Origin of the sequence: Cellulosimicrobium sp. MI9406 (assembly GCF_040595865.1) — a bacterium.
In the GTDB taxonomy this organism is placed as follows: Bacteria; Actinomycetota; Actinomycetes; order Actinomycetales; family Cellulomonadaceae; genus Cellulosimicrobium; species Cellulosimicrobium funkei.
This window is the reverse complement of the sequence record NZ_JALIZI010000012.1, coordinates 66,586-89,343: the sequence shown is the minus strand read 5'-3', so window position 1 is coordinate 89,343 and position 22,758 is coordinate 66,586. Positions and strand designations below refer to the sequence as shown.

At 74.4% G+C, this 22,758-nt stretch carries 17 protein-coding genes; 9 read left to right on the top strand and 8 right to left on the bottom strand.

Features of this window, described 5'->3' with window-relative positions; genetic code table 11:
* Positions 1 to 18 precede the first annotated feature (18 nt).
* Both nrdF and MT994_RS19090 read left to right on the top strand, forming a co-directional pair.
* A complete protein-coding gene (nrdF, locus tag MT994_RS19095; protein ID WP_021480852.1) occupies positions 19 to 999 on the top strand; it encodes a class 1b ribonucleoside-diphosphate reductase subunit beta in 981 nt (326 codons plus the stop codon).
* An 81-nt stretch (positions 1,000 to 1,080) separates the two neighbouring features.
* The gene (locus MT994_RS19090) at positions 1,081 to 1,950 is read left to right on the top strand and encodes a fructosamine kinase family protein (RefSeq protein ID WP_354807565.1); all 870 of its coding nucleotides are present in this window, start codon (positions 1,081 to 1,083) and stop codon (positions 1,948 to 1,950) included.
* A gap of 18 nt (positions 1,951 to 1,968) precedes the next feature.
* Here MT994_RS19090 and MT994_RS19085 read toward each other — a convergent pair whose 3' ends face one another.
* On the bottom strand, positions 1,969 to 2,529 hold the full coding sequence (locus MT994_RS19085) for a phosphoribosyltransferase (protein ID WP_354807564.1): 561 nt from the start codon (positions 2,527 to 2,529) through the stop codon (positions 1,969 to 1,971).
* Positions 2,530 to 2,630: 101 nt separating this feature from the next.
* Positions 2,631 to 3,608, bottom strand: a complete 978-nt coding sequence (locus MT994_RS19080; RefSeq protein ID WP_021480855.1) for an FKBP-type peptidyl-prolyl cis-trans isomerase — start codon at positions 3,606 to 3,608, stop codon at positions 2,631 to 2,633.
* Between the two features lie 275 nt (positions 3,609 to 3,883).
* Between MT994_RS19080 and MT994_RS19075 the strand changes: the two genes are divergently transcribed.
* The 3 genes from MT994_RS19075 to MT994_RS19065 are packed head-to-tail and all read left to right on the top strand — an operon-like array spanning position 3,884 to position 5,902.
* A complete protein-coding gene (locus MT994_RS19075; RefSeq protein WP_031317088.1) occupies positions 3,884 to 4,189 on the top strand; it encodes a hypothetical protein in 306 nt (101 codons plus the stop codon).
* A 19-nt stretch (positions 4,190 to 4,208) separates the two neighbouring features.
* Positions 4,209 to 5,060, top strand: coding sequence for an alpha/beta hydrolase (locus MT994_RS19070; protein WP_228485021.1), 852 nt, complete (start codon positions 4,209 to 4,211; stop codon positions 5,058 to 5,060).
* A 53-nt stretch (positions 5,061 to 5,113) separates the two neighbouring features.
* The gene (locus tag MT994_RS19065; RefSeq protein ID WP_354807562.1) at positions 5,114 to 5,902 is read left to right on the top strand and encodes an alpha/beta fold hydrolase; all 789 of its coding nucleotides are present in this window, start codon (positions 5,114 to 5,116) and stop codon (positions 5,900 to 5,902) included.
* 15 nt (positions 5,903 to 5,917) lie between these two features.
* Here the strand turns inward: MT994_RS19065 and MT994_RS19060 are convergent, their stop codons facing one another.
* Together MT994_RS19060 and MT994_RS19055 are read right to left on the bottom strand one after the other, a co-directional pair.
* Positions 5,918 to 6,367, bottom strand: a complete 450-nt coding sequence (locus MT994_RS19060; RefSeq protein WP_354807561.1) for a hypothetical protein — start codon at positions 6,365 to 6,367, stop codon at positions 5,918 to 5,920.
* Positions 6,368 to 6,371: 4 nt separating this feature from the next.
* Positions 6,372 to 7,865 (bottom strand): hypothetical protein, encoded by a 1,494-nt coding sequence (locus MT994_RS19055; RefSeq protein WP_354807560.1) that lies wholly within the window; start codon positions 7,863 to 7,865, stop codon positions 6,372 to 6,374.
* Between the two features lie 364 nt (positions 7,866 to 8,229).
* Between MT994_RS19055 and MT994_RS19050 the strand changes: the two genes are divergently transcribed.
* From MT994_RS19050 to MT994_RS19040, 3 genes are read left to right on the top strand one after another with little or no spacing between them, the layout of a single operon-like run.
* Positions 8,230 to 9,429 carry a hypothetical protein gene (locus tag MT994_RS19050; RefSeq protein ID WP_354807559.1) on the top strand — a complete coding sequence of 400 codons (1,200 nt, stop codon included), beginning with the start codon at positions 8,230 to 8,232 and terminating at the stop codon, positions 9,427 to 9,429.
* On the top strand, positions 9,426 to 10,463 hold the full coding sequence (locus tag MT994_RS19045) for a hypothetical protein (RefSeq protein WP_086150741.1): 1,038 nt from the start codon (positions 9,426 to 9,428) through the stop codon (positions 10,461 to 10,463). Before MT994_RS19050 ends, MT994_RS19045 begins: the two co-directional genes overlap by 4 nt.
* A gap of 20 nt (positions 10,464 to 10,483) precedes the next feature.
* Entirely contained in the window at positions 10,484 to 11,434 is a 951-nt protein-coding gene (locus MT994_RS19040) for a tetratricopeptide repeat protein (RefSeq protein WP_354807557.1), read from the top strand.
* Positions 11,435 to 11,661: 227 nt separating this feature from the next.
* Here MT994_RS19040 and glgB read toward each other — a convergent pair whose 3' ends face one another.
* The 4 genes from glgB to MT994_RS19020 form a co-directional block, all read right to left on the bottom strand.
* Positions 11,662 to 13,893: a 1,4-alpha-glucan branching protein GlgB gene (gene glgB / locus MT994_RS19035; RefSeq protein ID WP_354807556.1), complete on the bottom strand. Its 2,232-nt coding sequence runs from the start codon at positions 13,891 to 13,893 to the stop codon at positions 11,662 to 11,664.
* A gap of 84 nt (positions 13,894 to 13,977) precedes the next feature.
* Positions 13,978 to 15,477 (bottom strand): aminoglycoside phosphotransferase, encoded by a 1,500-nt coding sequence (locus MT994_RS19030; RefSeq protein WP_194521006.1) that lies wholly within the window; start codon positions 15,475 to 15,477, stop codon positions 13,978 to 13,980.
* Positions 15,478 to 15,607: 130 nt separating this feature from the next.
* The gene (gene treS / locus MT994_RS19025; protein WP_340697605.1) at positions 15,608 to 17,413 is read right to left on the bottom strand and encodes a maltose alpha-D-glucosyltransferase; all 1,806 of its coding nucleotides are present in this window, start codon (positions 17,411 to 17,413) and stop codon (positions 15,608 to 15,610) included.
* Positions 17,410 to 19,425, bottom strand: a complete 2,016-nt coding sequence (locus MT994_RS19020) for an alpha-1,4-glucan--maltose-1-phosphate maltosyltransferase (RefSeq protein ID WP_354807574.1) — start codon at positions 19,423 to 19,425, stop codon at positions 17,410 to 17,412. The genes treS and MT994_RS19020 overlap by 4 nt, the downstream gene beginning before the upstream one ends.
* 277 nt (positions 19,426 to 19,702) lie before the next feature.
* Here MT994_RS19020 and glgP point away from each other — a divergent pair, with 277 nt between their 5' ends.
* Positions 19,703 to 22,306 (top strand): alpha-glucan family phosphorylase, encoded by a 2,604-nt coding sequence (gene glgP / locus MT994_RS19015; RefSeq protein ID WP_086150736.1) that lies wholly within the window; start codon positions 19,703 to 19,705, stop codon positions 22,304 to 22,306.
* The last annotated feature ends 452 nt before the right edge of the window (positions 22,307 to 22,758 follow it).

Sequence of the window (22,758 nt, the reverse complement as noted above, 5' to 3'; positions counted from 1 at the left end):
CAGGAGAGAAGAAGGCAGATGTCGCCCACGGGGAAGCTCAAGCTCATCGATCGCGTGAGCGCGATCAACTGGAACCGTCTCGAGGACGAGAAGGACCTCGAGGTGTGGGACCGCCTCGTCGGGAACTTCTGGCTGCCCGAGAAGGTGCCGGTGTCGAACGACATCCAGTCGTGGAACACGCTCACCGCGCAGGAGCAGGAGCTCACGATGCGCGTGTTCACCGGCCTGACGCTGCTGGACACGATCCAGGGCACGGTCGGCGCGGTGTCGCTCATCCCCGACGCGATCACGCCGCACGAGGAGGCGGTGTACACCAACATCGCGTTCATGGAGTCGGTGCACGCCAAGAGCTACTCGTCGATCTTCTCGACGCTGTGCTCCACGCGTGAGATCGACGACGCGTTCCGCTGGTCGGAGGAGAACCCGAACCTCCAGCGCAAGGCCGAGATCGTCATGGAGTACTACAAGGGCGACTCGCCGCTCAAGCGCAAGGTCGCGAGCACGCTGCTCGAGTCGTTCCTCTTCTACTCCGGCTTCTACCTGCCCATGTACTGGTCGTCGCGCGCGAAGCTGACGAACACGGCCGACCTCATCCGCCTCATCATCCGCGACGAGGCCGTGCACGGGTACTACATCGGCTACAAGTTCCAGAAGGGTCTCGAGAAGCTCTCCCCGGAGGAGCGCGACGAGCTCAAGGCGTACACGTTCGAGCTGCTCTTCGAGCTGTACGAGAACGAGGTGCAGTACACGGAGGACCTCTACGACGGCGTCGGGCTGACCGAGGACGTCAAGAAGTTCCTGCGGTACAACGCCAACAAGGCGCTCATGAACCTCGGTTACGAGGCGCTCTTCCCCAAGGACGAGACGGACGTCAACCCGGCGATCCTCTCGGCGCTGTCGCCGAACGCCGACGAGAACCACGACTTCTTCTCCGGGTCCGGCTCGTCGTACGTCATCGGCAAGGCCGTGAACACCGAGGACGACGACTGGGACTTCTGACCCTCGTCCGCCTTCGCGCCGAGGGCCCGGGTCCGCGCAGAGCCGCGGGTCCGGGCCCTCGGCGTCTGGCATAGTCCCGCCATGGGCATGCTCAGGGAGCGGCTGCGCGCCGCAGGGCTCGACGACGTGACCTCGGTCGAGCCGGTGAGCGGCGGGCTCGCCGCGACGGCTGGCCTGGCCCGGCGCGTCGACGGCGCGCCGCTGTTCGTCAAGGCGTTCGACACGGACGCACCGGGTGACGACGTCTTCACGGTCGAGGCCGAGGGCCTGGCTGCGCTCCGTGCCGCCGGGCTGGAGACCCCGGACGTCGTCCACGCGGGCCCGGACCTGCTCGTGCTGTCCGCGCTCGCCCCGCGGCCCTCGACGCCGGCCTTCTGGGAAGACCTCGCCCGTTCGCTGGCGCACGTGCACACCACGACCCGCAGCGAGCGCTTCGGCTGGCACCGGGACGGCTGGCTCGGTCGCCGTCGGCAGGTGAACACCTGGACGGAGGACGGCTTCGACTTCTTCGCGCAGCACCGCCTGCTGCGCTGGCTCGACGAGCCGCGGGTCGACGCCGCCCTCGACGCCGCGGACCGCGCCGCGCTCGAGCGTCTGTGCGCGCGGCTCCCGGAGGTGCTGCCGGGAGGTCCGGCCCGCCTGACGCACGGCGACCTGTGGGCGTCGAACGTCATGGCGACCGCCGACGGACGCCCGGCCTTGATCGACCCGGCCGTCTCCTACACGTGGCCGGAGGTCGACCTGGCCCACGTGTGGACGACCGCGCCCCCGCCCGAGGCCGGGGCCTTCTTCGGGCTCTACGCGGAGCTCACCGGCCTCGACGACGACTGGCGGGAGCGCCTGCCCGTCGTCCAGCTCCGGCAGCACCTGGCCGTCGTCGCGCAGTTCGACCCCGACTGGGGTGCGGCGGACGCCGTCCGCGCGACGCTCGCGCCCTTCCGCGTCCGCTGACCGACGACGGCCGTCCGCTCAGTCGTTCGGCCGGGACTGCGCGCCCTCGACGGGCGGGTCGGCCGACCAGGGGAACGTGATCCAGAGGTCGGTGTCCTTCCACGAGTAGTCCGGCTGGATGATCGTGCGCGGCTTCGTGTAGAGCACCGCGGAGCGGGCCTCGGCCCCGTGGGTGCTGAGCATGTCCATGACCAGGGCGAGCGTCCGGCCGGAGTCGGCGACGTCGTCGACCACGAGCACGTGCGCGCCCGGCAGGTCGGACGTGTCCATGAGGGGCGGCAGCACCCGCGGGTCGGTGAGGGTCTGGCCGATGTCGGTGTAGAACTCGACGTTGAGCGTGCCCACGCCCTTGGTCCCGAGCGCGTAAGCGACCGCGCCGCCGGGCAGGAGACCGCCGCGGGCGACCGCGACGACGACCTCGGGGCGGAACCCGCTCGCGACGACCTTCTCGGCGAGCTCGCGCGAGGCCACGCCGAAGGTCTCCCACGTGAGCACCTCGCGCTCGGGCGGGGCGGCCGAGGGGGGCGTGGGGGCGTCGTCGGGCACGGGTGGGACCGAGGTCGTGGAGGCGTCCGTCATGCGTCGAGCCTACGACCCGCCCACGCCCCGCCCGACACGCCCCGGACGCACGGAGGGCCGCACCCCGAGCGGGGTGCGGCCCTCCGTGACGCGGCGTCGGCTCAGTAGGCCGCGAGGATGTCCACGACGAAGACGAGCGTCTCGCCCGCGAGCTCGTTCGTGTTCGTGTCGCTCTTCTCGCCGTAGCCGAGCGACGGCGGGATGACGAGGAGCACCTGGCTCCCGACGGTCTGGCCGGAGAGGCCCTGGGTCCAGCCGGCGACGACGCCGCTCAGCGGGAAGGTGGAGGGCTCACCACGGTCCCACGACGAGTCGAACTGCTCGCCGTCGAGCTTCCAGCCCGTGTAGTGCGCGATGACCGTCTGGTCCTCGGTGACCTCCGGGCCTGTGCCCTTGATGAGCGGCTGCACGACGAGCTCGGTCGGCGCGGTGTAGCCCTCGGGGATCTCGACGGACGGCTTGCCCGTGTCGTCGAGCGTGACGACGGGCAGCCCCTCGGCCGGGGTCACGGCCTCGCCCTCGGCGCGGTCCGGCACGTCGGCGGGGTCCGGCGCGACCGGGGCGTCCCGGACCTCGGTGACCTCGGCGACGGTGAGGACGGCGCTTCCGTCCTGCCCCGGTGCGGCGAACAGGAAGCGCGTGCCGACCTTCTTGCCGACCAGCGCCTCGAGCAGCTGCGGGTACACCTGGTCGTCGAGGACGATCTGCTGCGCCGAGTCGTCCTCCCACGTGGAGCCGAGCTTGGACGCGTCCGTGCCGGAGTACGCGGCCTGGTGCAGCGTCACCTCCTGGCCCTTCGCGATCTCGTCGCCGTCGCCGTCCCCGAGCGAGAGCGCGACCGGGCCCGAGACCTCGAGCGGGGCCTCGAACTCGACGGTCGGCTCGCTGCCGGGGTCGCCCGTGACCGTCACGGCCTCGAGCGCCGCGACGTCCTCGGGCGACGACGTCGCGCCGTCGGAGGCGGACGGGCTCGCCGACGTCTCGTCGTCGGAACCGCCGCCCTCCGACGAACAGCCGGAGAGGACGAGGGCGGCGCCCAGGGTGAGCGCGGCGACGCCGCGCAGGGTGCGGTGCTTCACGAGGAGGGTCCTTCGGTCGGGGGGACGGCGGGGCCGTCGGGTCTGGGCCGCACCCGCACGACGGCGGTCGTCGGCGCCCGGGGACGGGCCACCTCGCGGTCGGACGCCGGGTGCAGCACCGGCTCGGACACTCTAGCGGTCGCGGCTGGACGCCCGCTGGGAGTCGTGGGCCCGGTGCCCTGCCGCTCCGCGGGGCCGGTGCCGCCCGGCGCTCCGTGGTCCGGCGAGCGCCCCGCGAGGAGGTCCCCGGCGGTGCCGCGGGGGAGAATGGGCCCATGCCGTCCCGTCGACCGTCCCGCAAGCGACCCTGGGGCGCGGAGCCCGCGCCCCTCGACCTGGACCGCGCCCTCGGCGGTGCGCGCCGGGAGTCGGGAGCCGACGGCGAGTGGCAGGTCCGCACGGTGCGCGGCGGTGCGAAGACCTACCTCTGCCCGGGCTGCCAGCAGGAGATCCCGCCCGGCACCGGGCACGTCGTGGCGTGGCAGGACGACTCCTTCTTCGGGGCCGAGACCGCGCTCGACCACCGTCGCCACTGGCACAGGTCGTGCTGGGAGGCGCGCGGCCGCCGTCGGCCGCGGTAGACGCACTAGGCTCGGGACGATGAGCACCGCACCCGAGACCGCGCCCGATCCCGCCCGAGCCTCGACGGAGCCGACCCCCATCCGGTCGCTCAGCGTCCTGCCCGCGCGGCGCGAGGATGTCGAGCTGCACACCGCGGACGGCCTCACGCTCGTCGGCGAGCTGGCGCTCCCCGCGGACCGCGACCCGGTCGCGACCCTCGTCACGCTGCACCCCCTGCCGACGCACGGCGGGTACATGGACTCCCACGTCTACCGGAAGGCGGCGTGGCGTCTGCCGGCGCTCGCGGACCTCGCCGTGCTGCGGTTCAACACGCGCGGCACGTCGTCCCCGCGCGGGACGAGCGAGGGTGCGTTCGACGGCGGCGAGGCCGAGCGCTTCGACGTCGCGGCGGCGATCGAGTTCGCCGAGTTCCACGACCTCCCGAACCGGTGGCTCGTGGGGTGGTCGTTCGGCACGGAGCTCGCCCTCAAGCACGGCGCGGACCCGGCGGTGGAGGGCGCGATCCTGCTCTCGCCCCCGCTGCACCGCGCGACGGACGACGACCTCGACCGCTGGGACGCGTTCGGCAAGCCGCTGGTGGTCCTCGTGCCCGAGCTCGACGACTACCTGCGCCCCGACGAGGCGCGCCGACGCTTCGCGCGCGTGCGGAACGCCGAGGTGATCGGCGTCGAGGGCGCGAAGCACCTGTGGGTGGGGGAGTCGTCCGTGCGGCGCGTGCTCGACGAGATCGTGGGGCACGTGCGTCCCGGTTTCCCGCTCCCGCTGCCGACCACGTGGGACGGCGAGGCCGGCGCGACCGCGGACCGCGACACGGCCGACTCGGACCAGGCGAGCTACGACGCGAGCCGGTCCGACGGCGTCGTCGACTGACCCACCGCCGCGGCGCGCGGCCGCGCGCACCCGACCGACCCCAGGAGGACCACGTGACGACGGCACCGCTCAAGACCTTCACGCTGCGCGAGGGGTACGGGACACCGCTCGTGCTGCTGCACGGCTTCCCGCTCGACCACCGGATGTGGGCGGACGTCGCGGAGGCCCTGCCGGGCGAGCACACCGTCGTCGCGGTCGACCTCCCTGGTCTGGGCGCGAGCCCGCTGCGGGGCGAGCCGCCGTCGATCGAGGCGGCGGCCGACGCGACCGCGGACGCGCTCGCCGCGGCGGGGATCACGCGCGCGGTCGTCGCGGGCCTGTCGATGGGCGGCTACGTGGCCCTCGCGCTCGCGGAGCGCCGGCCGGAGCTGGTCGCGGGGCTCGGGCTGGTGGACACCAAGTCCACCGCGGACTCCGACGACGCGCGCGCGAACCGCCTGCGCATCGCCGACGAGGCGGAGAGCACGCAGACCGTCGAGCCGGTCCTCGGCATGCCGGGGGTGCTCCTCGGCGAGACGAGCAAGGCCGCGCGCCCGCACCTGACCGCGCGGCTCGAGGAGTGGATCCGTGCGCAGCGGCCCGACGGCGTCGCGTGGTCGCAGCGGGCGATGGCGGCACGCCCCGACCGCACGTCCGTCCTCGCGGGCTTCGCGGGGCCGGTCGCGGTGGTCGTGGGCGAGGAGGACCAGGTCACGCCGGTGGCGGAGGCGGAGCACATGGTCGCCGCGGCGCCGACCGCGCAGCTCGTGCAGGTGACGGGCGCGGGCCACATGAGCGCGGTCGAGGACCCCGCCGCGGTGGCCGACGCGCTCGCGGACCTCCTGGCGCGGGCGACCGTCTGAGCCGCTGACCGCGGGTCAGCGCCCGTCGAGCACGAGCGCGAGCGCGTCGGCGAGGTCGATGGACTCGCCGTCCCGGCCGCCCTTGCCCAGAACGAGCGGCGGGTCGGACGGCTCGACCGCGACGCCCCGCAGGCGCGCGCGCACGCCGCCGGGCACCGAGAGCACGTAGAACTCGCCGTCCTCGCCGACGGCAACGCTGTGGTTGCGGCGCAGGTACCACCCGCGCAGCGGGGTGCGGTACGTCGCGGTGCCGTCGAACGCGCGGGCGCGGAGCGGCTCGGGAGCGAGGCCCCGTGCCCGCGCCCGCGCGACGAAGTCGGCGAGCAGGGCCCGGGCCGCGTCGCTCTCGCGGGCGCGCTGCCGGTCGAGCTCGCGCTGCTGGTGCGCGGCGGCCTCGGTCCGCTGCCGACGCCAGTCGTCGGCAGCGGACCCCGAGGGACCCGACTCGCCCGCGGTGGCCGGCACGGCGTCAGGCCGAGGCGGGGGCGTCGGGCTTCGCGTCGGCCGTCTTCGTGCCGCTCGACTTCGGGCCGGCCTGCTTGGTGTCGGTCGGCTTCGTGTCGGCGGGCCGGGCGTCGGCGGACGCCGCGGAGCCGCCCTTTGCCGGCGCCTCGACCGTCCCGACCCGCTGTCCGGACTCGTCCGGGACGACCGGGAACTCGGCCGTCATGAGCGTCGCGGCGCGCGCCTGCTGGGCGGGCGTCCCCGCGGGCACCGCCTTCTTCGCGGGGGCCTTGGTGGCCTCGTTCTCGCTGCCGAGGAGACCACGGAGCTCGTCCAGGTAGGTGTTGATCGAGTCGTGCTGGCGCGTGAGGTCCTCGAGCTGGCGCTGGGCGACGTTGCGCTGCTGCTCGGCCTCGGCCTTCGCGTCGCTCACCGTCTGGTCGGCGAACGCCCGGGCCTCGGCGACGACCTGGTCGGCGTTCCGGCGCGCCGTCGACAGGAGGTCCTTCACGTACGCGTCGGACTCGCTGCGGACCTTCTCCGCCTGCTGGAGCGCGTGGGCGACACGCTTCTCCGCCTCCGCGGCGTGCTCCTCGGCCGTCGCGACGAGCTTCTCCGTCTCCGCCTTGGCGGCGGCGTGGCGCTCGGCGTTCTCGCGCTCCGCCTCCTCGCGGCGACGCACGACCTCGAGCTCGGCGTCCGCGAGGGCGGTGCGGGCCTGGTCGCGCAGCGTCTCCATCTCGGACGTGACGGCGTTCGCCGCCTCGGTCGCCTTGCGCTGCGCCTCGTCCACCTGGCGCTGCGCCTCGCGACGCGCGTTCTCCAGCAGCTCGGCCGACTCGCGCTCCGCGGCCTCGCGCTGCGCCGCCGTCTCCGCCGCGACGCGCGCGCGGAGCTCCGCGGCCTCGCGCTCGGTCGTGACGCGCAGCTCCGTGGTCTCGCGCTCCGCCGTCGCGCGCAGCGTGCCGAGCTCGCGCTCGAGCGACGCGCGGCGCTCGCTCTCCTCCGTGGCGAGCGCGCTGTGGATGCGCGCGGCCTCGCGCTCCGCGGAGCCGACCAGCTCCTCCGCGCGGCGCTGGGCGCTGAGCAGCGTGCCCTCGGCCTCGGACGCGCTCGTGGAGCGGATCTCCTCCGACTCCAGGCGTGCGCTGTTGAGCAGCTCGGCGACCTCGTTCTCGGCGCGGGACCGGACCTGGCCCGCCGAGAGCTTCGCGCGGGCCATGATGTCGGCCGCCTGGGCGTTGGCCTGGGACAGGATGTCCGCCGACTGCTCCTCCGCCGAGCGCAGGAGCTGCTCGATGCGGGACCCGAGCCCCGCGTACGACGGCCGGTCCGCCTCGCGGAGCTGGCGCTGGGCGTCGTTGAGCTCGCTCGTGAGCTGCATGGCGCGGGCGTCCGCCGCCTCGACGCGCGCCCGCGCGTCCTCCACGGCCTTCTCCAGCCTCGCGAGCTGGGCCTCGACCTGGACGCGGTCGTACCCGCGCATCGTGATGGGGAAGAGCGTGCGCTCGTCGGACACGTCGATGACCTCCGGTGCTGAGTCGTCGCGGCTTCCGCCGCCGGTCGGCGTCCCCTCCCGGGGAGGGAGGGCGCGGCGGTCGTGCCACGGCCCCGCCGTGCTCCGACCAGGATACGGGGATCACGCTGTCCTGAATACCCGGATTGGTGGGGGTGAGACGATGGTCGCAGTGCTGCGCGCGCGGTCCTCCCTCGCGGGAACGGCGGCCCTCTCGGCCGCCGGGCACGACGTTCCCTGGGAGCGGTGAGACCGTCCCGGGAGGGGCACGTGAACGGTTCGTGAGGATCCACAGGCGAGGCGTCTCGGTCGATCCACGAGGGGTTTCGCACCTATCCTTGAACGTCGATCGACGAAGGGAACCTCGGTGCTGCAACGAATCATCGCCGCCCTCCTGCTCGTGGGAGGGCTGGTCGCCGTCGGCCTCGGTGTCGCGTCCGCCACCGTCTGGCGGGACAGCGACACGGTCGTGGCGACCACGGCGTACACCGGCGACGGCACGGTGCTCGTCACCGCGCCCGGGGTCCTCGACCTCGTCGCCGAGGACGTGACGATCCGCGCGACAGCACCCGGTGAGCAGCAGGTCACCCTCGCGATCGGCCGCGAGGCCGACGTGACCGGGTGGGTCGGCGAGGACCCGCACGGCCTGGTCACCGGCCTGTCCGACTGGGACGCGCTCGCGACGCGCGCCGTCGACGCACCGGTCGCGGAGGACGAGCCCGCGGAGGGCGAGGCGCCCGCGGACGGGGAGTCACCCGCGGACGGCGAGAGCCCGGCCGACGCCGAGGCACCTGCCGACGCCGAGAGCCCGGCGGAGGGCGAGACGCCCGCCGAGGGCGACGCGGCCGCGGAGGCCCCCGTCGTCGGTGTCGACCCCGCCGGCTCCGACATGTGGCTGGAGGAGGCGACGGGCGCCGGCTCGGCGAGCCTGCGCTGGTCCGACCAGCCCGGCCGCTGGCAGCTCCTCGCCGCCGGCGTGGGCGAGGACGCCGTCGCCCCCACCGTCGAGCTCTCGTGGCCGCGCCAGGTCGAGACGCCGTTCCTGTGGCCCGGCGTCATCGGCGGTGCCGTCCTCATCCTCCTCGGCCTCGGCATCGGGGCGGCGAGCCTGCGCCCGCGCCGCCGCGGGCCGTCGGGCGGTACCACGACCTCCGCGACCCCGGCGGTCGCGCCGGCCGGCACGACGGCGGGGACGTCGTCGGACGACGGCGACGCGCCCGACGGCGAGGTGCCGACCGACACGGCCCAGGTGCGCATGCTCACGCGGCGTGAGCTGCGCGAGCGCGAGGAGGCCGACCGCCTCGCGCAGCAGCAGGCCCGCGCCCAGAAGCCGCGCCGCGCGTGGCTCACCGGCCAGATCCCGATCGTCGCGCGCGGCGAGCGCCGCCCGCGCACCGCGGCCCAGCCGACCGTCGACGCGAGCGCGCACCCGACCACGGAGGACAGTGCGACCACGCGCGCCGACGCCTGGCGCCGGGCGTGGGGCTTCACGCCCGGCAGCGACGAGAGCGCCCCGGCGCCCGCACCCGAGAGCGACCCGGACGAGACGAAGGACAGCACCCGATGACCAGCACCGCCCGCGACACGGCCCGCGCCCGCCGCGCCCGTCGTCACCTCGGCGGGGTGGCCGGGGGACTGGTCGGCGCGCTCCTGCTCGCCGCCTGCTCCGCACCCCTCCCGACGCCCGAGCCCGACCCTACGCAGGACCCGCCCGCGCCCGTCCTCACCGAGGCGCAGGAGACCGCCGTCCTCGACGCGGTCGCCGCCGCGCTCGCGGCGGCGAGCGAGACCAACGACGCGGCCCAGCTCGAGGGCCGCGTCACGGGCCCGGCGCTCGCGATCCGCACGAGCCAGCTCGCCGTCGCCGCCGCGCGCGGCAACGCCGACCTCGTGACCGAGCTCCCGACGGAGGCGCAGCAGGTCGTCATCCCGACGACGCAGACCTGGCCGCGCACGTCGTTCGCCGTGAGCGTGCAGCCCGAGAACCTGCAGACGCCGCGCCTGTCCGTGCTGGAGCAGGACACCGCGCGCGGCGACTACCAGCTCTGGGCCTGGGTCCGCCTCCTGCCGGGCGTCACCATGCCGAGCTTCGCGGACCCGAGCATCGGCAGCGAGGACGTCGCTCCCGACGACTCGAGCCTGCTCGTCACGCCGACGGACGCCGTCGCGCAGTACGCCGACGTGCTCAACCTGGGTGGTGGCTCCGGGTTCGCCGGCTCCTTCGAGGAGGACTCGTTCCGCGCCCTGCTCGCGAAGCGCGCGCAGGACTGGACGACGGCGCTCGAGCCCGCCGCGGGCGCCTACGCGCTGACGTTCACGCCCAACCCCGACGAGCCTGTGCGCGCGGTCCGGACCGCGGACGGCGGCGCCCTCGTGGTCGGGGCCATGACCTCGCAGGAGTCGATGACCGCCGAGGAGGGCGCGCAGGTGCCGCCGGACACCGAGACGATCAAGGCGCTGTACGGGGACGCGGCCCCGACGAACGTGCTGAAGGTCGGCTACGTCGACGTCGTCGCGCTCTACGTGCCGCCCGCGGGCTCGGAGGAGAAGATCCGCGTGGTGGGCAACGAGCACGTCGCGACGTCGGTCGCGAACTCCTGACGCTCCGTAGGATTGCGACCATGAGCGAACCCACCCAGCCCACGTTCGACGTGCGCGGCGCGGTCGACCTGTCCGCGCTGACCAGGCCGCAGTCACGCCCGCCCGGCGAGGAGGGCGGCGCGCCCGCCGCGGGCGGGTACGTCGTCGACGTCACGGACGAGACGTTCGGTCAGCTCGTCCAGGACTCGGCGCAGTACCCCGTCGTCGTGCTCCTGTGGATCCCGACGGACCAGGCGAACGCGCAGCTCGGCACCGACCTCGGCGCGCTGGCCGACGAGTACGCCGGCCGCTTCCTCCTGGCCCGCGTCGACGCCCAGGCGTACCCGCAGATCACGGCCGCGTTCCAGGTCCAGGGCGTGCCGACCGTCGTCGCGATCCTCCAGGGTCAGCCGGTGCCGCTGTTCCAGGGTGCCGCGCCCGTCGAGCAGGTGCGCGCCGTGCTCGACCAGGTGCTCCAGGCGGCCGAGGCGAACGGCGTGACCGGTCGTGCGCCCGCCCAGGGCGCCGACGGCGAGCCCGAGCGCCCCGCGGAGCCCGCCTCCGAGCCGGAGCCCGAGCTCCCGCCGCTGCACCAGGAGGCGTACGACGCGATCGAGCGCGACGACCTCGACGCCGCGGTCGCGGCCTACGAGAAGGCGATCAAGCAGGACCCGCGCGACGCGCTCGCCGTCGCGGGTCTCGCGCAGGTCCGCCTCCTCCAGCGCACCCGCGACGCCGACCTCGCGACGGTCCGCGCCGCGGCCGCCGCCGCACCGCAGGACGTCGACGCCCAGCTCGCCATCGCCGACCTCGACCTGCTCGGCGGGCACGTGGACGACGCCCTCGACCGGCTCCTCGACCTGCTGCCCGGGGCCGACGCGGACGGCAAGGAGAAGCTCCGCGTGCGCCTCCTCGACTACTTCGAGGTCGTGGGCCCCACCGACCCCCGCGTCGGCAAGGCCCGCCAGCGCCTCGCGATCAGCCTCTACTGACGCACCCGCGCTCTACCGACGAACCCGCGCACGCACGACGGAGGCCGGTCACCGTGAGGTGACCGGCCGCCGTCGTTCATGACCCCCCGCATGAGGCGAGACGAAGCCGGGTGGGTGGGGCGGTGGCGCCACCACCCCACCCACCACCCAGGGTGACCAGACCTCTACCTCGGCGGACCAGGCCTCTACCTCGGTAGACCAGACCTCTACCTCGGCGGACCGGGCCTCTACCTCGGCGACGGGACGAGGTACAGCGCGCCGAGCGGCGGGACGCGCAGGACCGCGGAGTACGCGCGCCCCTTCCACGGGACGGGCTCCGCCGCGACCTCGCCGAGGTTGCCGACACCGGAGCCGCCGTAGACCTCCGCGTCGGTGTTGAGGACCTCGCGCCACGCGCCGCTGGACGGCAGCGCGACGCGGTAGCCCTCGTGCGGCGTCCCGGCGAAGTTCACGACGACGGCGACCTCGCCGCCGTCGCGCCCGCGGCGCACGTAGGCGAGGACGTTGTGGTCGGCGTCGTCGGCGTCGAGCCACTCGAACCCCGCGGGGTCGTGGTCGAGCTCCCACAGGGCCGGGGTCGCGCGGTACAGCGCGTTGAGGTCGCGCACGACGCGCTGCACGCCCTGCCGGCCCGGGTCGGCGGCGAGGCCGTCCCAGTCGAGCGACCGGCCCTCGTTCCACTCGGAGTGCTGGCCGATCTCGCTGCCCATGAAGAGGAGCTGCTTGCCAGGGTGCGACCACTGGTAGGCGAGGAACGCGCGCACGCCGGCGCGCTTCTGCCAGTCGTCGCCGGGCATCTTCCCGTAGAGCGAGCCCTTGCCGTGCACGACCTCGTCGTGGCTGATGGGGAGCACGAACTGCTCGGAGTACGCGTAGACCATGGAGAACGTGATCTCGTGGTGGTGGTACCGGCGGTTGATCGGCTCCTCGGCGACGTAGCGCAGGGAGTCGTTCATCCAGCCCATGTTCCACTTGAGCCCGAACCCGAGGCCGTCCGCGGAGGTGGGCCGGGTGACGCCAGGCCACGCGGTCGACTCCTCGGCGATCATCATGACGCCGGGCGTGCGCCGGTACGCGGTGGCGTTGGCCTCCTGGAGGAACGCGATGGCCTCGAGGTTCTCGCGGCCCCCGTGCACGTTGGGGTGCCACTGGCCGGGGCCGCGCGAGTAGTCGAGGTAGAGCATGGACGCGACGGCGTCGACGCGCAGCGCGTCGACGTGGAACTCCTCGAGCCAGTAGGTGGCGTTGGCGACGAGGAAGTTGCGGACCTCGTTGCGGCCGAAGTCGAAGACGTACGTGCCCCAGTCGGGCTGCTCGCCGCGCAGCGGGTCGGCGTGCTCGTAGCAGGGCGTGCCGTCGAAGCGGGCGAGGGCCCACTCGTCGCGCGGGAAGTGCGCGGGGACCCAGTCGACGACGACGCCGATCCCGGCGGCGTGCAGGCGGTCGACGAGGTAGCGGAAGTCGTCGGGGTGGCCGAACCGGGACGTCGGGGCGTAGTAGCCCGTGACCTGGTAGCCCCACGACCCGCCGAACGGGTGCTCGGCGACGGGCAGGAGCTCGACGTGTGTGAACCCCTGCTCGACGACGTACGCCGTGAGCTGCTCCGCGAGGTCGCGGTAGGACAGGCCCTGGCGCCACGAGCCGAGGTGCACCTCGTAGATGCTGAGCGGCTGCGTGTGCGGGTCGTGCGCCGCGCGCTCGGCGAGCCACGCGTCGTCGGACCACTCGTACCGGGACTCGACGACGACGCTCGCCGTCGCCGGGGGCACCTCGGCCGCCTTGGCGAGCGGGTCGGCCTTCTGGCGCCACGAGCCGTCGGGCCCGAGGATCTCGTACTTGTAGCGCGCGCCCGCGACGACGCCGGGGACGAAGAGCTCCCACACCCCGGTGGACCCGAGCGAGCGCATCGGGTGCGTGGGTCCCCAGCCGTTGAAGTCGCCGATGACGCGGACCGCGCGCGCGTTGGGCGCCCAGACGGCGAACGCCGTGCCGGTCGTGTCGCCGAGCGCGCTCGGGTAGGTGCGGACGTTCGCGCCGAGCGCGCGCCACAGCTCCTCGTGCCGGCCCTCGCGGATCAGGTGCAGGTCGACGTCGCCGAGCGTGGGCAGGAACCGGTAGGGGTCGTCCACGGTCGTGGACTCGTGCCCGTAGCGGGCGCGGACGCGGTAGTCGGGGGCGTGCCGGGTGCCGTCGGCGTCCTGGTGCACCGGCACGACGGCGGCCCACACCCCGTCCTGCTCGTGCACCGCCGGGTGCTCGCCGTCGGCGGTGACGACGACGACCTCGTCCGCGAGCGCGCGCAGGACGCGGACGACGGCCCGCGCGTCCGCGGCGTCGTCCGCGAGGTGCGGGCCGAGCACGGCGTGCGGGTCGAACGTGCGCCCGCCCGCGGCCGCGGCGAGGGCGTCCTGCGGCACGACGACGGGGGGCGGGGTGGCGGAAGCGGCGGGCCCGGTCATGGGGCAACCTTTCCACGTCCCGCGCACCCTCACAGGACGGGCTCGCCGGACGGTCCGGTGCGTGCGGTCGGGCGACCGCGCACGTCAGGCGTTGCCCGCGAGGAGGCGGTCCACGGCGGCGAGGGGGATGGGCTCCCAGTCGGGACGGTTGCGCGACTCGTAGACGACCTCGTAGAGCGCCTTGTCGAGCGTGAGCGCGCGGACGAGCGCCTCCGAGGTCGCGTGGTCGACGCCCGCGGTGTCCGCGCGCTCGTACGCGTCGAGGAACGCGGCGCGCGCCTGGACGGCCCACGCGGCGTCGGGAGCGCGCCCGACGGCGGCCGCGTAGTCGAACGAGCGCACGATCCCGGCGACGTCGCGCAGGGCGAGGTCGGGGCGGGTGCGCTCCGCGACCGGCCGCAGCGGCTCGCCCTCGAAGTCGAGCACCTTCCAGCCGAACCGGCGGGCGTGCAGCACCTGCCCGAGATGCAGGTCGCCGTGGACGGTCTGGAGCCGCGGGAGGACGTCGGGGACGCGCGTGACGGACGCGAGGCGCGCCGCCGTGCGGTCCCAGAACGCGGCGATCTCGGTCGCGCGCCGGCCGAGCGCGCTCGAGGACGCGACAGCGTCGTCCGAGCGGCGCCGCAGGTCGGCGACGAGCCAGCGCGCGTCGACGGGGGAGCCCACGTCGAACGCGCGTCGGAGCGCGGCGTGCAGGTCGGCGAGGACCCGGCCGAGGTCGGCGGCGAGGTCGGCGAACGACGACCCCTGCCCGGCGTAGGCGCACGCGAGGTCGAAGCCGTCGCGCGCGCCGTCGACGAACTCGCTGAGGATCGCGAGGTGCGCCGACCGGGGCGACGCCGGGTCGGGCGCGTGCCCGGGAGCGGCCGGGTCGTCGGTCGCGTCCCACCCCACCTCGAGCCAGGCGAGCGGTCGCGGGACGCCCGCCCACCCCTGGGCCGCGAGCGCGCGCGGGATCGTCACGTCCGGGTTGGGGCCGATCGCGATGGCCCGCAGGACCTTGAGCATCGTGCCGCCGGCGACGCCGGGCAGCAGCACCGAGCTGTTCGACTGCTCGACGCTCAGGGCGCGCCCGCCCGCGAGGTCGAGCGGGTCGGTGCCCGCGCCCCCGGCCGCGGGGGTCGTCTCCCAGTGGGCGACCGCCAGGAGCGCCGCCCAGCACGCGGGGTGCGCGGCGCCGTCGTGCACGAGCCACGCCGTCCCGGTGGTCGCGCCGCCCCCCGCGTCGTGCACCGTCCCGAGCGGCGCGGCGGGCGCGCGCCCCGGACCGGCGGACGGGGCGGCGCCACCAGGGGTGTGCACGTCGCCCGGGGCCGCGGGCGCCGCGTCGACCGGCTCGAGGACGAGCGGCACCTGCACGACGAGGTCGACGCCGTCCCCGAGCAGCCGCAGCAGGTGGAGGACGACGCGCGGGGCCCGCGCCGGGTCCTGCCCGGCCGTCGCCGGGACATCGAGCGCGAACGACAGCCACGGCACGTGCCGCACCGCGACGCCCTTGACGGGGTACCACCGGCGCTCCGGCAGCCACGCGTCGAGGAGCGTCATGAGCTCCGAGGAGGGAAGGTCCGTCCGTCGGAGCGTCATGCGCGCCTCCCTGTGGCTGGGTCGTCGGGTCGTCGGCAGGTCGTGGCCCCGGGGGTGCCCGGGGGCCCGCCGTCGGGTCACGACGGCGGCAGGCTCCATCCGACCACGACGCGCCCGATCTCGCCGGGCGTCAGGGGGTCGTGCCCTCGGGACCCCCGACGACGAGCCAGTAGAAGTCGCGCGACCCCCACGTCATGACGACGCGCCCGTCGTCCCCGACCGCCGGGAAGTGCGCGCCGCCGAACACGTCGGTGAGCGTCGCGCCCGCGTGCCCCGGCAGGTGCACCGCCGCGGACCGGGCGGTCGCGGAGAGGTTCGCCACGCACAGGATCGTCTCCGTGGGCGTGCGCCGCAGGAACGCGAGGATCGACTCGTTGTCGCACTCGAGCGCCACGAAGTCGCCCGTGCCGAACGCCTTGTGGCGGCGCCGGACCTTGAGCATGCCGTGCACCCAGTGCAGCAGCGACGTCGACTGCTCGAGCTGCGCCTCGACGTTGACGTAACCGTAGTGGTGCACGAGCGACTGCACGAGCGGCAGGTACACCTTGCCCGGGTCCGCGGTGGAGAATCCGGCGTTGCGGTCGGGCGTCCACTGCATGGGCGTGCGCACGGCGTCGCGGTCGGGCAGCCAGATGTTGTCGCCCATGCCGATCTCGTCGCCGTAGTACAGGCACGGGCTGCCCGGGAGCGAGAGCAGGAGCGCGTGCGCGAGCTCGACCTCCTTGCGCGAGTTGTCGAGCAGGGGCGCCAGCCGACGGCGGATGCCGACGTTGGCGCGCATGCGCGGGTCGGGCGCGTACCACCCGTACATGGACGCGCGCTCCTCCGTCGAGACCATCTCGAGCGTGAGCTCGTCGTGGTTGCGCAGGAACGTGCTCCACTGCGCGCCCGGGGGGATGTCGGGCGTGTCGGCGAGGATCTCCAGGACCTGGTTCGCGCGCTGGTCGCGGATCGCGTAGAAGATGCGCGGCATGACGGGGAAGTGGAAGCACATGTGGCACTCCGGCTCCTCCTCGGTGCCGAAGTAGTCCACGACGTCGCGCGGCCACTGGTTCGCCTCGGCGAGGAGGATGCGACCCGGGAACTCGGTGTCCACCATCCGCCGCACCCGGCGCAGGAACTCGTGCGTCTGCGGCAGGTTCTCGCAGTTGGTGCCCTCGGCCTCGTAGAGGTACGGCACCGCGTCGAGGCGGAACCCGTCGACCCCCATCTGCAGCCAGAACCGCGCGACGTCGAGCATCGCGTCGGCGACGCGCGGGTTCTCGAAGTTGAGGTCGGGCTGGTGGGAGAAGAAGCGGTGCCAGAAGAACTGGCGCCGCACCGGGTCGAACGTCCAGTTGGACGTCTCCGTGTCGACGAAGATGATGCGCGCGTCCTGGTAGCGCGTGTCGTCGTCGCTCCACACGTAGAAGTCGCCGTACGGGCCCTCCGGGTCGGCGCGCGACGCCTGGAACCACGGGTGCTGGTCGCTCGTATGGTTCATGACGAGGTCGATGACGACGCGCATCCCGCGCGCGTGCGCCTCGCTCACGAGCTCGGCGAAGTCCGACGTCGAGCCGTACTGCGGCGCGATCGCGGTGTAGTCGGACACGTCGTAGCCGCCGTCGCGCAGGGGCGACGGGTAGAACGGCGGCAGCCACAGCGCGTCGATGCCGAGCCACTGGAGGTAGTCGAGGCGGTCGATGAGCCCGCGCAGGTCGCCCGTCCCGCTGCCGTCGGAGTCGGAGAACGCGCGGACGATCACCTCGTAGAACACCGCCGTGCGGTACCAGTCCGGGTCGTCGGACAGCCCGGGGCGCGTCTCGACGGGCGGCGCCGGCTGGCGGCGCGGCGGGAGCGCCGCGACGGGCACGGGCGCGGTGAGCGGGGGCACGGGAGCGGGACCGGCGGCGGGTCCCCGCACGGGGACCGGGGCCGCGTCCCGGGGGAGCGTCACGAGGCCCTCACGTGGATGACGTGCGCGACCTGGCGCAGCGGCTCGAGCCGCACGTACACGTCCTGCCCCCAGCCGTAGCTCTCGCCGGTCAGCTCGTCGTGCGCGACGAACGACGGCGCCCAGGGGTCCTGGCCGTCCGCGAGCGGGGGGAGGCCGAGGGCCGCGAGGTCCAGGTGCACGTTCGACTCCTGCGGGGAGTGGGGGTCGAGGTTCACCACGACGACGACCGTGTCCGCCTCGCCGGTCGGCGAGTGCTCGGCCGGCAGGTGGCGCGAGAACGCGAGCACCTGGTCGTTCGTCGTCGGGTGCACCGTGAGGTTGCGGAGCTGGCGCAGCGCGGGGTGGTCGCGGCGGATCTCGTTGAGCCGCGCGAGCAGCGTCGAGATCCCGATCTCGTCGGCGAGCGCCCAGTCGCGCGGCTTGTACTCGTACTTCTCGTTGTCGATCTGCTCCTCGACGCCCGGGCGCGGCACGTTCTCGACGAGCTCGTACCCGGAGTAGATCCCCCAGGTGGGGGCGCCGAGGGCGGCGAGCACCGCGCGCACGGCGAAGCCCGCCACGCCGCCGTGCTGGAGGTACGGCGGGAGGATGTCGTGGGTCGTGGGCCAGAAGCTCGGGCGCATGTAGGCGCCGGCCTCGCCCGAGACCTCGGTGAGGTACTCCGCGAGCTCGTCGCGCGTGTTGCGCCACGTGAAGTACGTGTACGACTGGTGGAACCCGATGCGCGCGAGGGTGTGCATCATCGCGGGCTTGGTGAACGCCTCGGAGAGGAACACGACCTCGGGGTTCGTCGCGCGCACCTCGGCGAGCAGCCACTCCCAGAAGTCGAGCGGCTTGGTGTGCGGGTTGTCGACGCGGAACGCGGTGACACCGCGGTCGATCCACACGCGCACGACGCGCAGCACCTCGGCGTAGATGCCCTCGGGGTCGTTGTCGAAGTTGAGCGGGTAGATGTCCTGGTACTTCTTCGGCGGGTTCTCGGCGTAGGCGATGGAGCCGTCGGCGCGCGTCGTGAACCACTCGGGGTGCTCGGCGACCCACGGGTGGTCGGGCGAGCACTGCAGCGCGAGGTCGATCGCGACCTCCAGCCCGTGCCGCCGGGCCTCCTTGACGAACGCGCGGAACGTGCGCTCGCTGCCGAGCTCGGGGTGGATCGCGTCGTGGCCGCCGTCCTTCGACCCGATGGCGTACGGGCTGCCCGGGTCACCGGGGAGCGCGGTGAGGGAGTTGTTGCGGCCCTTGCGGTGCGTCGTGCCGATGGGGTGGACGGGGGTCAGGTAGACGACGTCGAAGCCCATCTCCGCGATCGCGGGCAGACGGCGCGCGGCCGCGGTGAACGTCCCCGAGCGCCAGCGCCCGTCCTTGAGCCGCCGGGCGCCCTCGGAGCGCGGGAACATCTCGTACCACGCGCCCGCGAGCGCGAGCGGGCGCTCGACGCGCAACGGGTACGTGGCCGACGCCGTGACGTGGTCGCGCAGGGGGGCGCGCTCCAGGACGCCGCGCACCTCGGGCGACGTCGCGGCGACGAGCCGGGCCTCGGCCGGGCGGGTCGCGTCGGCGAGGGCGGCGAGCGCGTCGGCGAGCGTGCGCTCGTCCGCGGGGGTCCGGAGGCCGGGCGTGCCGTCGCGCCCGGGGAGGGGGACGGCGTCGGCGAGGACGCGCTCGAAGAGCCGCACGCCCTCGGCGAGCATGAGCTCGACGTCGACGCCCGCCGCGACCTTGACCGTCGCGTCGTGCGCCCACGTGCCGTACGGGTCGCTCCACGCCTCGACGCGCAGCGACCAGTCGCCGACCGCGTCCGGGTGGAGCGTGGCGCGGAACCGGTCCAGGCCGGGGGCGACGTCGACCATGGGCGCCGTGCGCTCGGAGCCGTCGGGCGCGACGAGGACGGCGGTCGCGGCGACGGCGTCGTGGCCCTCCCGGAAGACGGTCGCCTCGATCGGTACCATCTCGCCGACGACGGCCTTGGCGGGCCACCGGCCGCCCTCGACGACGGGCGACACCTCGAGCACGGGGATGCGTCCGACGGGTGCGGCGGGGGCGGGGGCGGGGGCGCCGCCTCGGGGGCGAGGGGCACCGGTGGCGCGGGGGCGGTGCGGCGCGAGGGCCGGAGGGGTCGACGTCACACGCACAACGTATCGAGGGGCACGGGGGCCAGGCACCTGGGGGAGGGGTCGGCGCGTCGCGCACGGGTCGCGCACGATACCCGGGTGAAATTTCATGCAAGCGTTACACACAGGTTGCGGCGCGGGGGTGTGCACCGGCGCCAGGCTGCGTAGTCTCGTCCCCGTGAGAGCCATCCGACGGTTCACCGTCCGCACCCTGCTGCCCGCCGAGCTGCGCGACCTGGACGAGCTCGCGCACAACCTGCGCTGGTCCTGGCACGCGCCCACGCGCGACCTGTTCGCCGGTATCGACCCCGAGACGTGGGCGGCGGTCCACGGCGACCCCGTCGCGCTGCTCGGTGCGCTCGGTCCCGAGCGCCTCGCGGAGCTCGCCGCCGACGGCGCCTTCGTCGAGCGCGTGCGTGCCGCGGCGGCCGACCTGCGCCATTACCTCGACGACGCGCTGTGGTACCAGCAGCGTGCCGCGGAGGCGTCGGAGGGCGGTGGATCTCTCCCGGCCGCGATCGCGTACTTCTCGCCCGAGTTCGGCATCACGTCCGTGCTTCCCCAGTACTCCGGCGGCCTCGGCATCCTCGCGGGCGACCACCTGAAGAGCGCGAGCGACCTCGGCGTGCCGATCGTCGGCGTCGGGCTCCTCTACGGCGCCGGCTACTTCAAGCAGTCGCTCACGCGCGACGGCTGGCAGGTCGAGACGTACCCGCTGCTCGACCCGGACGGCCTGCCGCTCACCCTCCTGCGCGACGACGACGGCACGCCCGCGCGCGTCTCGCTCGCCCTGCCCGGGGGTCGCACGCTCCACGCGCACGTGTGGGTCGCGGCCGTCGGCCGCGTGCCGCTGCTCCTGCTCGACTCGAACGTGCCCGGCAACGACGAGGCCGCGCGCAAGGTGACCGACCGCCTCTACGGTGGCGGCGGCGAGCACCGCCTCCAGCAGGAGCTGCTGCTCGGCGTGGGCGGCGTGCGCGCGCTGCGCCTGTGGTCGCGCCTCACCGGCGCGCCCGAGCCGGAGGTCTACCACACCAACGAGGGCCACGCGGGGTTCCTCGGCGTCGAGCGCATCCGCGAGCTCGTCGAGCAGGGCCTCACGTTCGACGCGGCGCTCGAGGCCGTCCGCGCCGCGACGGTCTTCACGACGCACACGCCCGTGCCCGCCGGCATCGACCGGTTCGGCCGCGACCTCGTCACGCAGTACTTCGGCGGCGACATGGCCGTCGACGGCCTGCCCGTCGAGCGCGTCCTCGCCCTCGGGGCCGAGGACTACGACGGCGGCGACCCGACCGTGTTCAACATGGCCGTCATGGGCCTGCGCCTCGGCGGGCGGGCGAACGGCGTCTCCCTCCTGCACGGCGAGGTGTCGCGCGGCATGTTCGAGGGCCTGTGGCCGGGCTTCGACGCCCGCGAGGTCCCGATCACCTCGGTGACGAACGGCGTCCACTCGCCCACGTGGGTCGACCCGGCGCTCGCGGCCCTCGAGGCCGAGCGGCTCGGGCTCGACGAGCTCACGGCCGAGCACGCGTCGTCGCGCTGGCTGCGCGGCGACGGGGAGGGCGCCGTCGGCGACGGCGAGCTCTGGGCGATCCGCCGCGAGATGCGCGGCCGGCTCGTCGACGAGGCGCGCCGCCGCGTGCGCAAGTCCTGGCGCGAGCGCGGCGCGACCCCGGCGGAGCTCGGCTGGGTCGACGACGTCCTCTCGCCCGACGTCCTCACCATCGGGTTCGCGCGCCGCGTCCCCACGTACAAGCGGCTCACGCTCATGCTCCGCGACCCGGAGCGGCTCAAGGCGCTGCTGCTGCACCCCGAGCGACCGGTCCAGCTCGTCGTCGCGGGCAAGTCGCACCCCGCGGACGACCAGGGCAAGCGGCTCATCCAGCAGCTCGTGCGCTTCACGGACGACCCCGAGGTGCGGCACCGCATCGTCTTCCTGCCCAACTACGACATCGCCATGGCGCAGTCGCTCTACCCGGGCTGCGACGTCTGGCTCAACAACCCGCTGCGCCCGCTCGAGGCGTCCGGGACGTCGGGCATGAAGTCGGCCCTCAACGGCGGCCTCAACCTGTCGATCCTCGACGGGTGGTGGGACGAGTGGTACGACGGCGAGAACGGCTGGGCCATCCCGACCGCCGACGGCGTCGAGGATGCGGACCGTCGCGACGACCTCGAGGCGGCCGCGCTCTACGACCTCGTCGAGCAGCAGGTCGCGCCCCGCTTCTACGACCGCGACGCCGACGGCGTGCCCGGCCGGTGGCTCGAGATGGTGCGGCACACGCTCGCGACGCTCGGCCCCAAGGTCCAGGCGACGCGCATGGTCGGCGAGTACGTCACGCGCCTGTACGCCCCGGCCGCCGCGGCCGGGCGCGCGCTGGCCGCCGACGGGCTCGCGCCCGCCCGGGAGCTCGCGCAGTGGAAGCACGCCGTGCGCGACGGCTGGTCGCGCGTGCGCGTCGACCACGTCGACTCGGCCGGCATCGGCGAGGTGCCGCAGGTCGGCGACCGCCTCACGGTCCGCGCGTACGTGTCGCTCGGCGACCTGCGCCCCGAGGACGTCCAGGTGCAGGTCGTGCACGGTCGCGTCAGCGAGGCCGACGTCATCGAGGAGTTCACGGCCGAGCCGCTCGCGCTGGCCGAGACGTACGAGGCCGGCCGCTACGCGTTCGCGGGCGAGGTCGTGCTCGACGCGTCCGGACCGTTCGGCTACACCGTCCGCGTCGTCCCGACCCACGACGGCCTCCCGAGCGTCGCCGAGCTGGGCCTCGTCACCAACGCCTGACCCCCCGCCGCCGAGATACAACCTCCGGCTGCGAGGTAGAGCCCTGGTCGCGCGAGGTAGAGCCGAGGTCACGCGAAGTAGAGGCGTGGTCGCGTGAGGTAGAGCCGAGGTCGCACGAGGTAGCGTCCTGGTCGCGCGAGGTAGGTGCGGTCACGCGAGGTAGAGGTGTGGTCACGCGAGGCGGATGCGTCATGCGATGGCGAGAGGGCCTGGCCGTCGTCGGCCAGGCCCTCTCGGCTCGTCCGTCCATGGACGGAGGTCGACGGCGGCGGACCGTCGTGCAGGGGCGGCGCCTTCGTCATCCACAGATCTGCCGTACTCGCCCCGCGACGGGGTGGCGACCGGCACGCTGGGCCGATGGACGAGACGACGGGCAGCTTCCCGACCAGCCACGACCCAGCAGCACGGCGCAGGCTCGGGGCCGGTCTGGTCCCGACCCGCCCCTCCGGTCG

Excerpts from the sequence above, each read along its gene's own strand:
- MT994_RS19085 (WP_354807564.1), bottom strand. The coding sequence starts at position 2,529 with ATGACGGACGCCTCCACGACCTCGGTCCCACCCGTGCCCGACGACGCC.
- MT994_RS19030 (WP_194521006.1), bottom strand. The coding sequence starts at position 15,477 with ATGACGCTCCGACGGACGGACCTTCCCTCCTCGGAGCTCATGACGCTC.
- MT994_RS19090 (WP_354807565.1), top strand. The coding sequence starts at position 1,081 with ATGGGCATGCTCAGGGAGCGGCTGCGCGCCGCAGGGCTCGACGACGTG.
- MT994_RS19070 (WP_228485021.1), top strand. The coding sequence starts at position 4,209 with ATGAGCACCGCACCCGAGACCGCGCCCGATCCCGCCCGAGCCTCGACG.
- nrdF (WP_021480852.1), top strand. The coding sequence starts at position 19 with ATGTCGCCCACGGGGAAGCTCAAGCTCATCGATCGCGTGAGCGCGATC.
- glgB (WP_354807556.1), bottom strand. The coding sequence starts at position 13,893 with ATGACCGGGCCCGCCGCTTCCGCCACCCCGCCCCCCGTCGTCGTGCCG.
- MT994_RS19075 (WP_031317088.1), top strand. The coding sequence starts at position 3,884 with ATGCCGTCCCGTCGACCGTCCCGCAAGCGACCCTGGGGCGCGGAGCCC.
- MT994_RS19040 (WP_354807557.1), top strand. The coding sequence starts at position 10,484 with ATGAGCGAACCCACCCAGCCCACGTTCGACGTGCGCGGCGCGGTCGAC.
- MT994_RS19045 (WP_086150741.1), top strand. The coding sequence starts at position 9,426 with ATGACCAGCACCGCCCGCGACACGGCCCGCGCCCGCCGCGCCCGTCGT.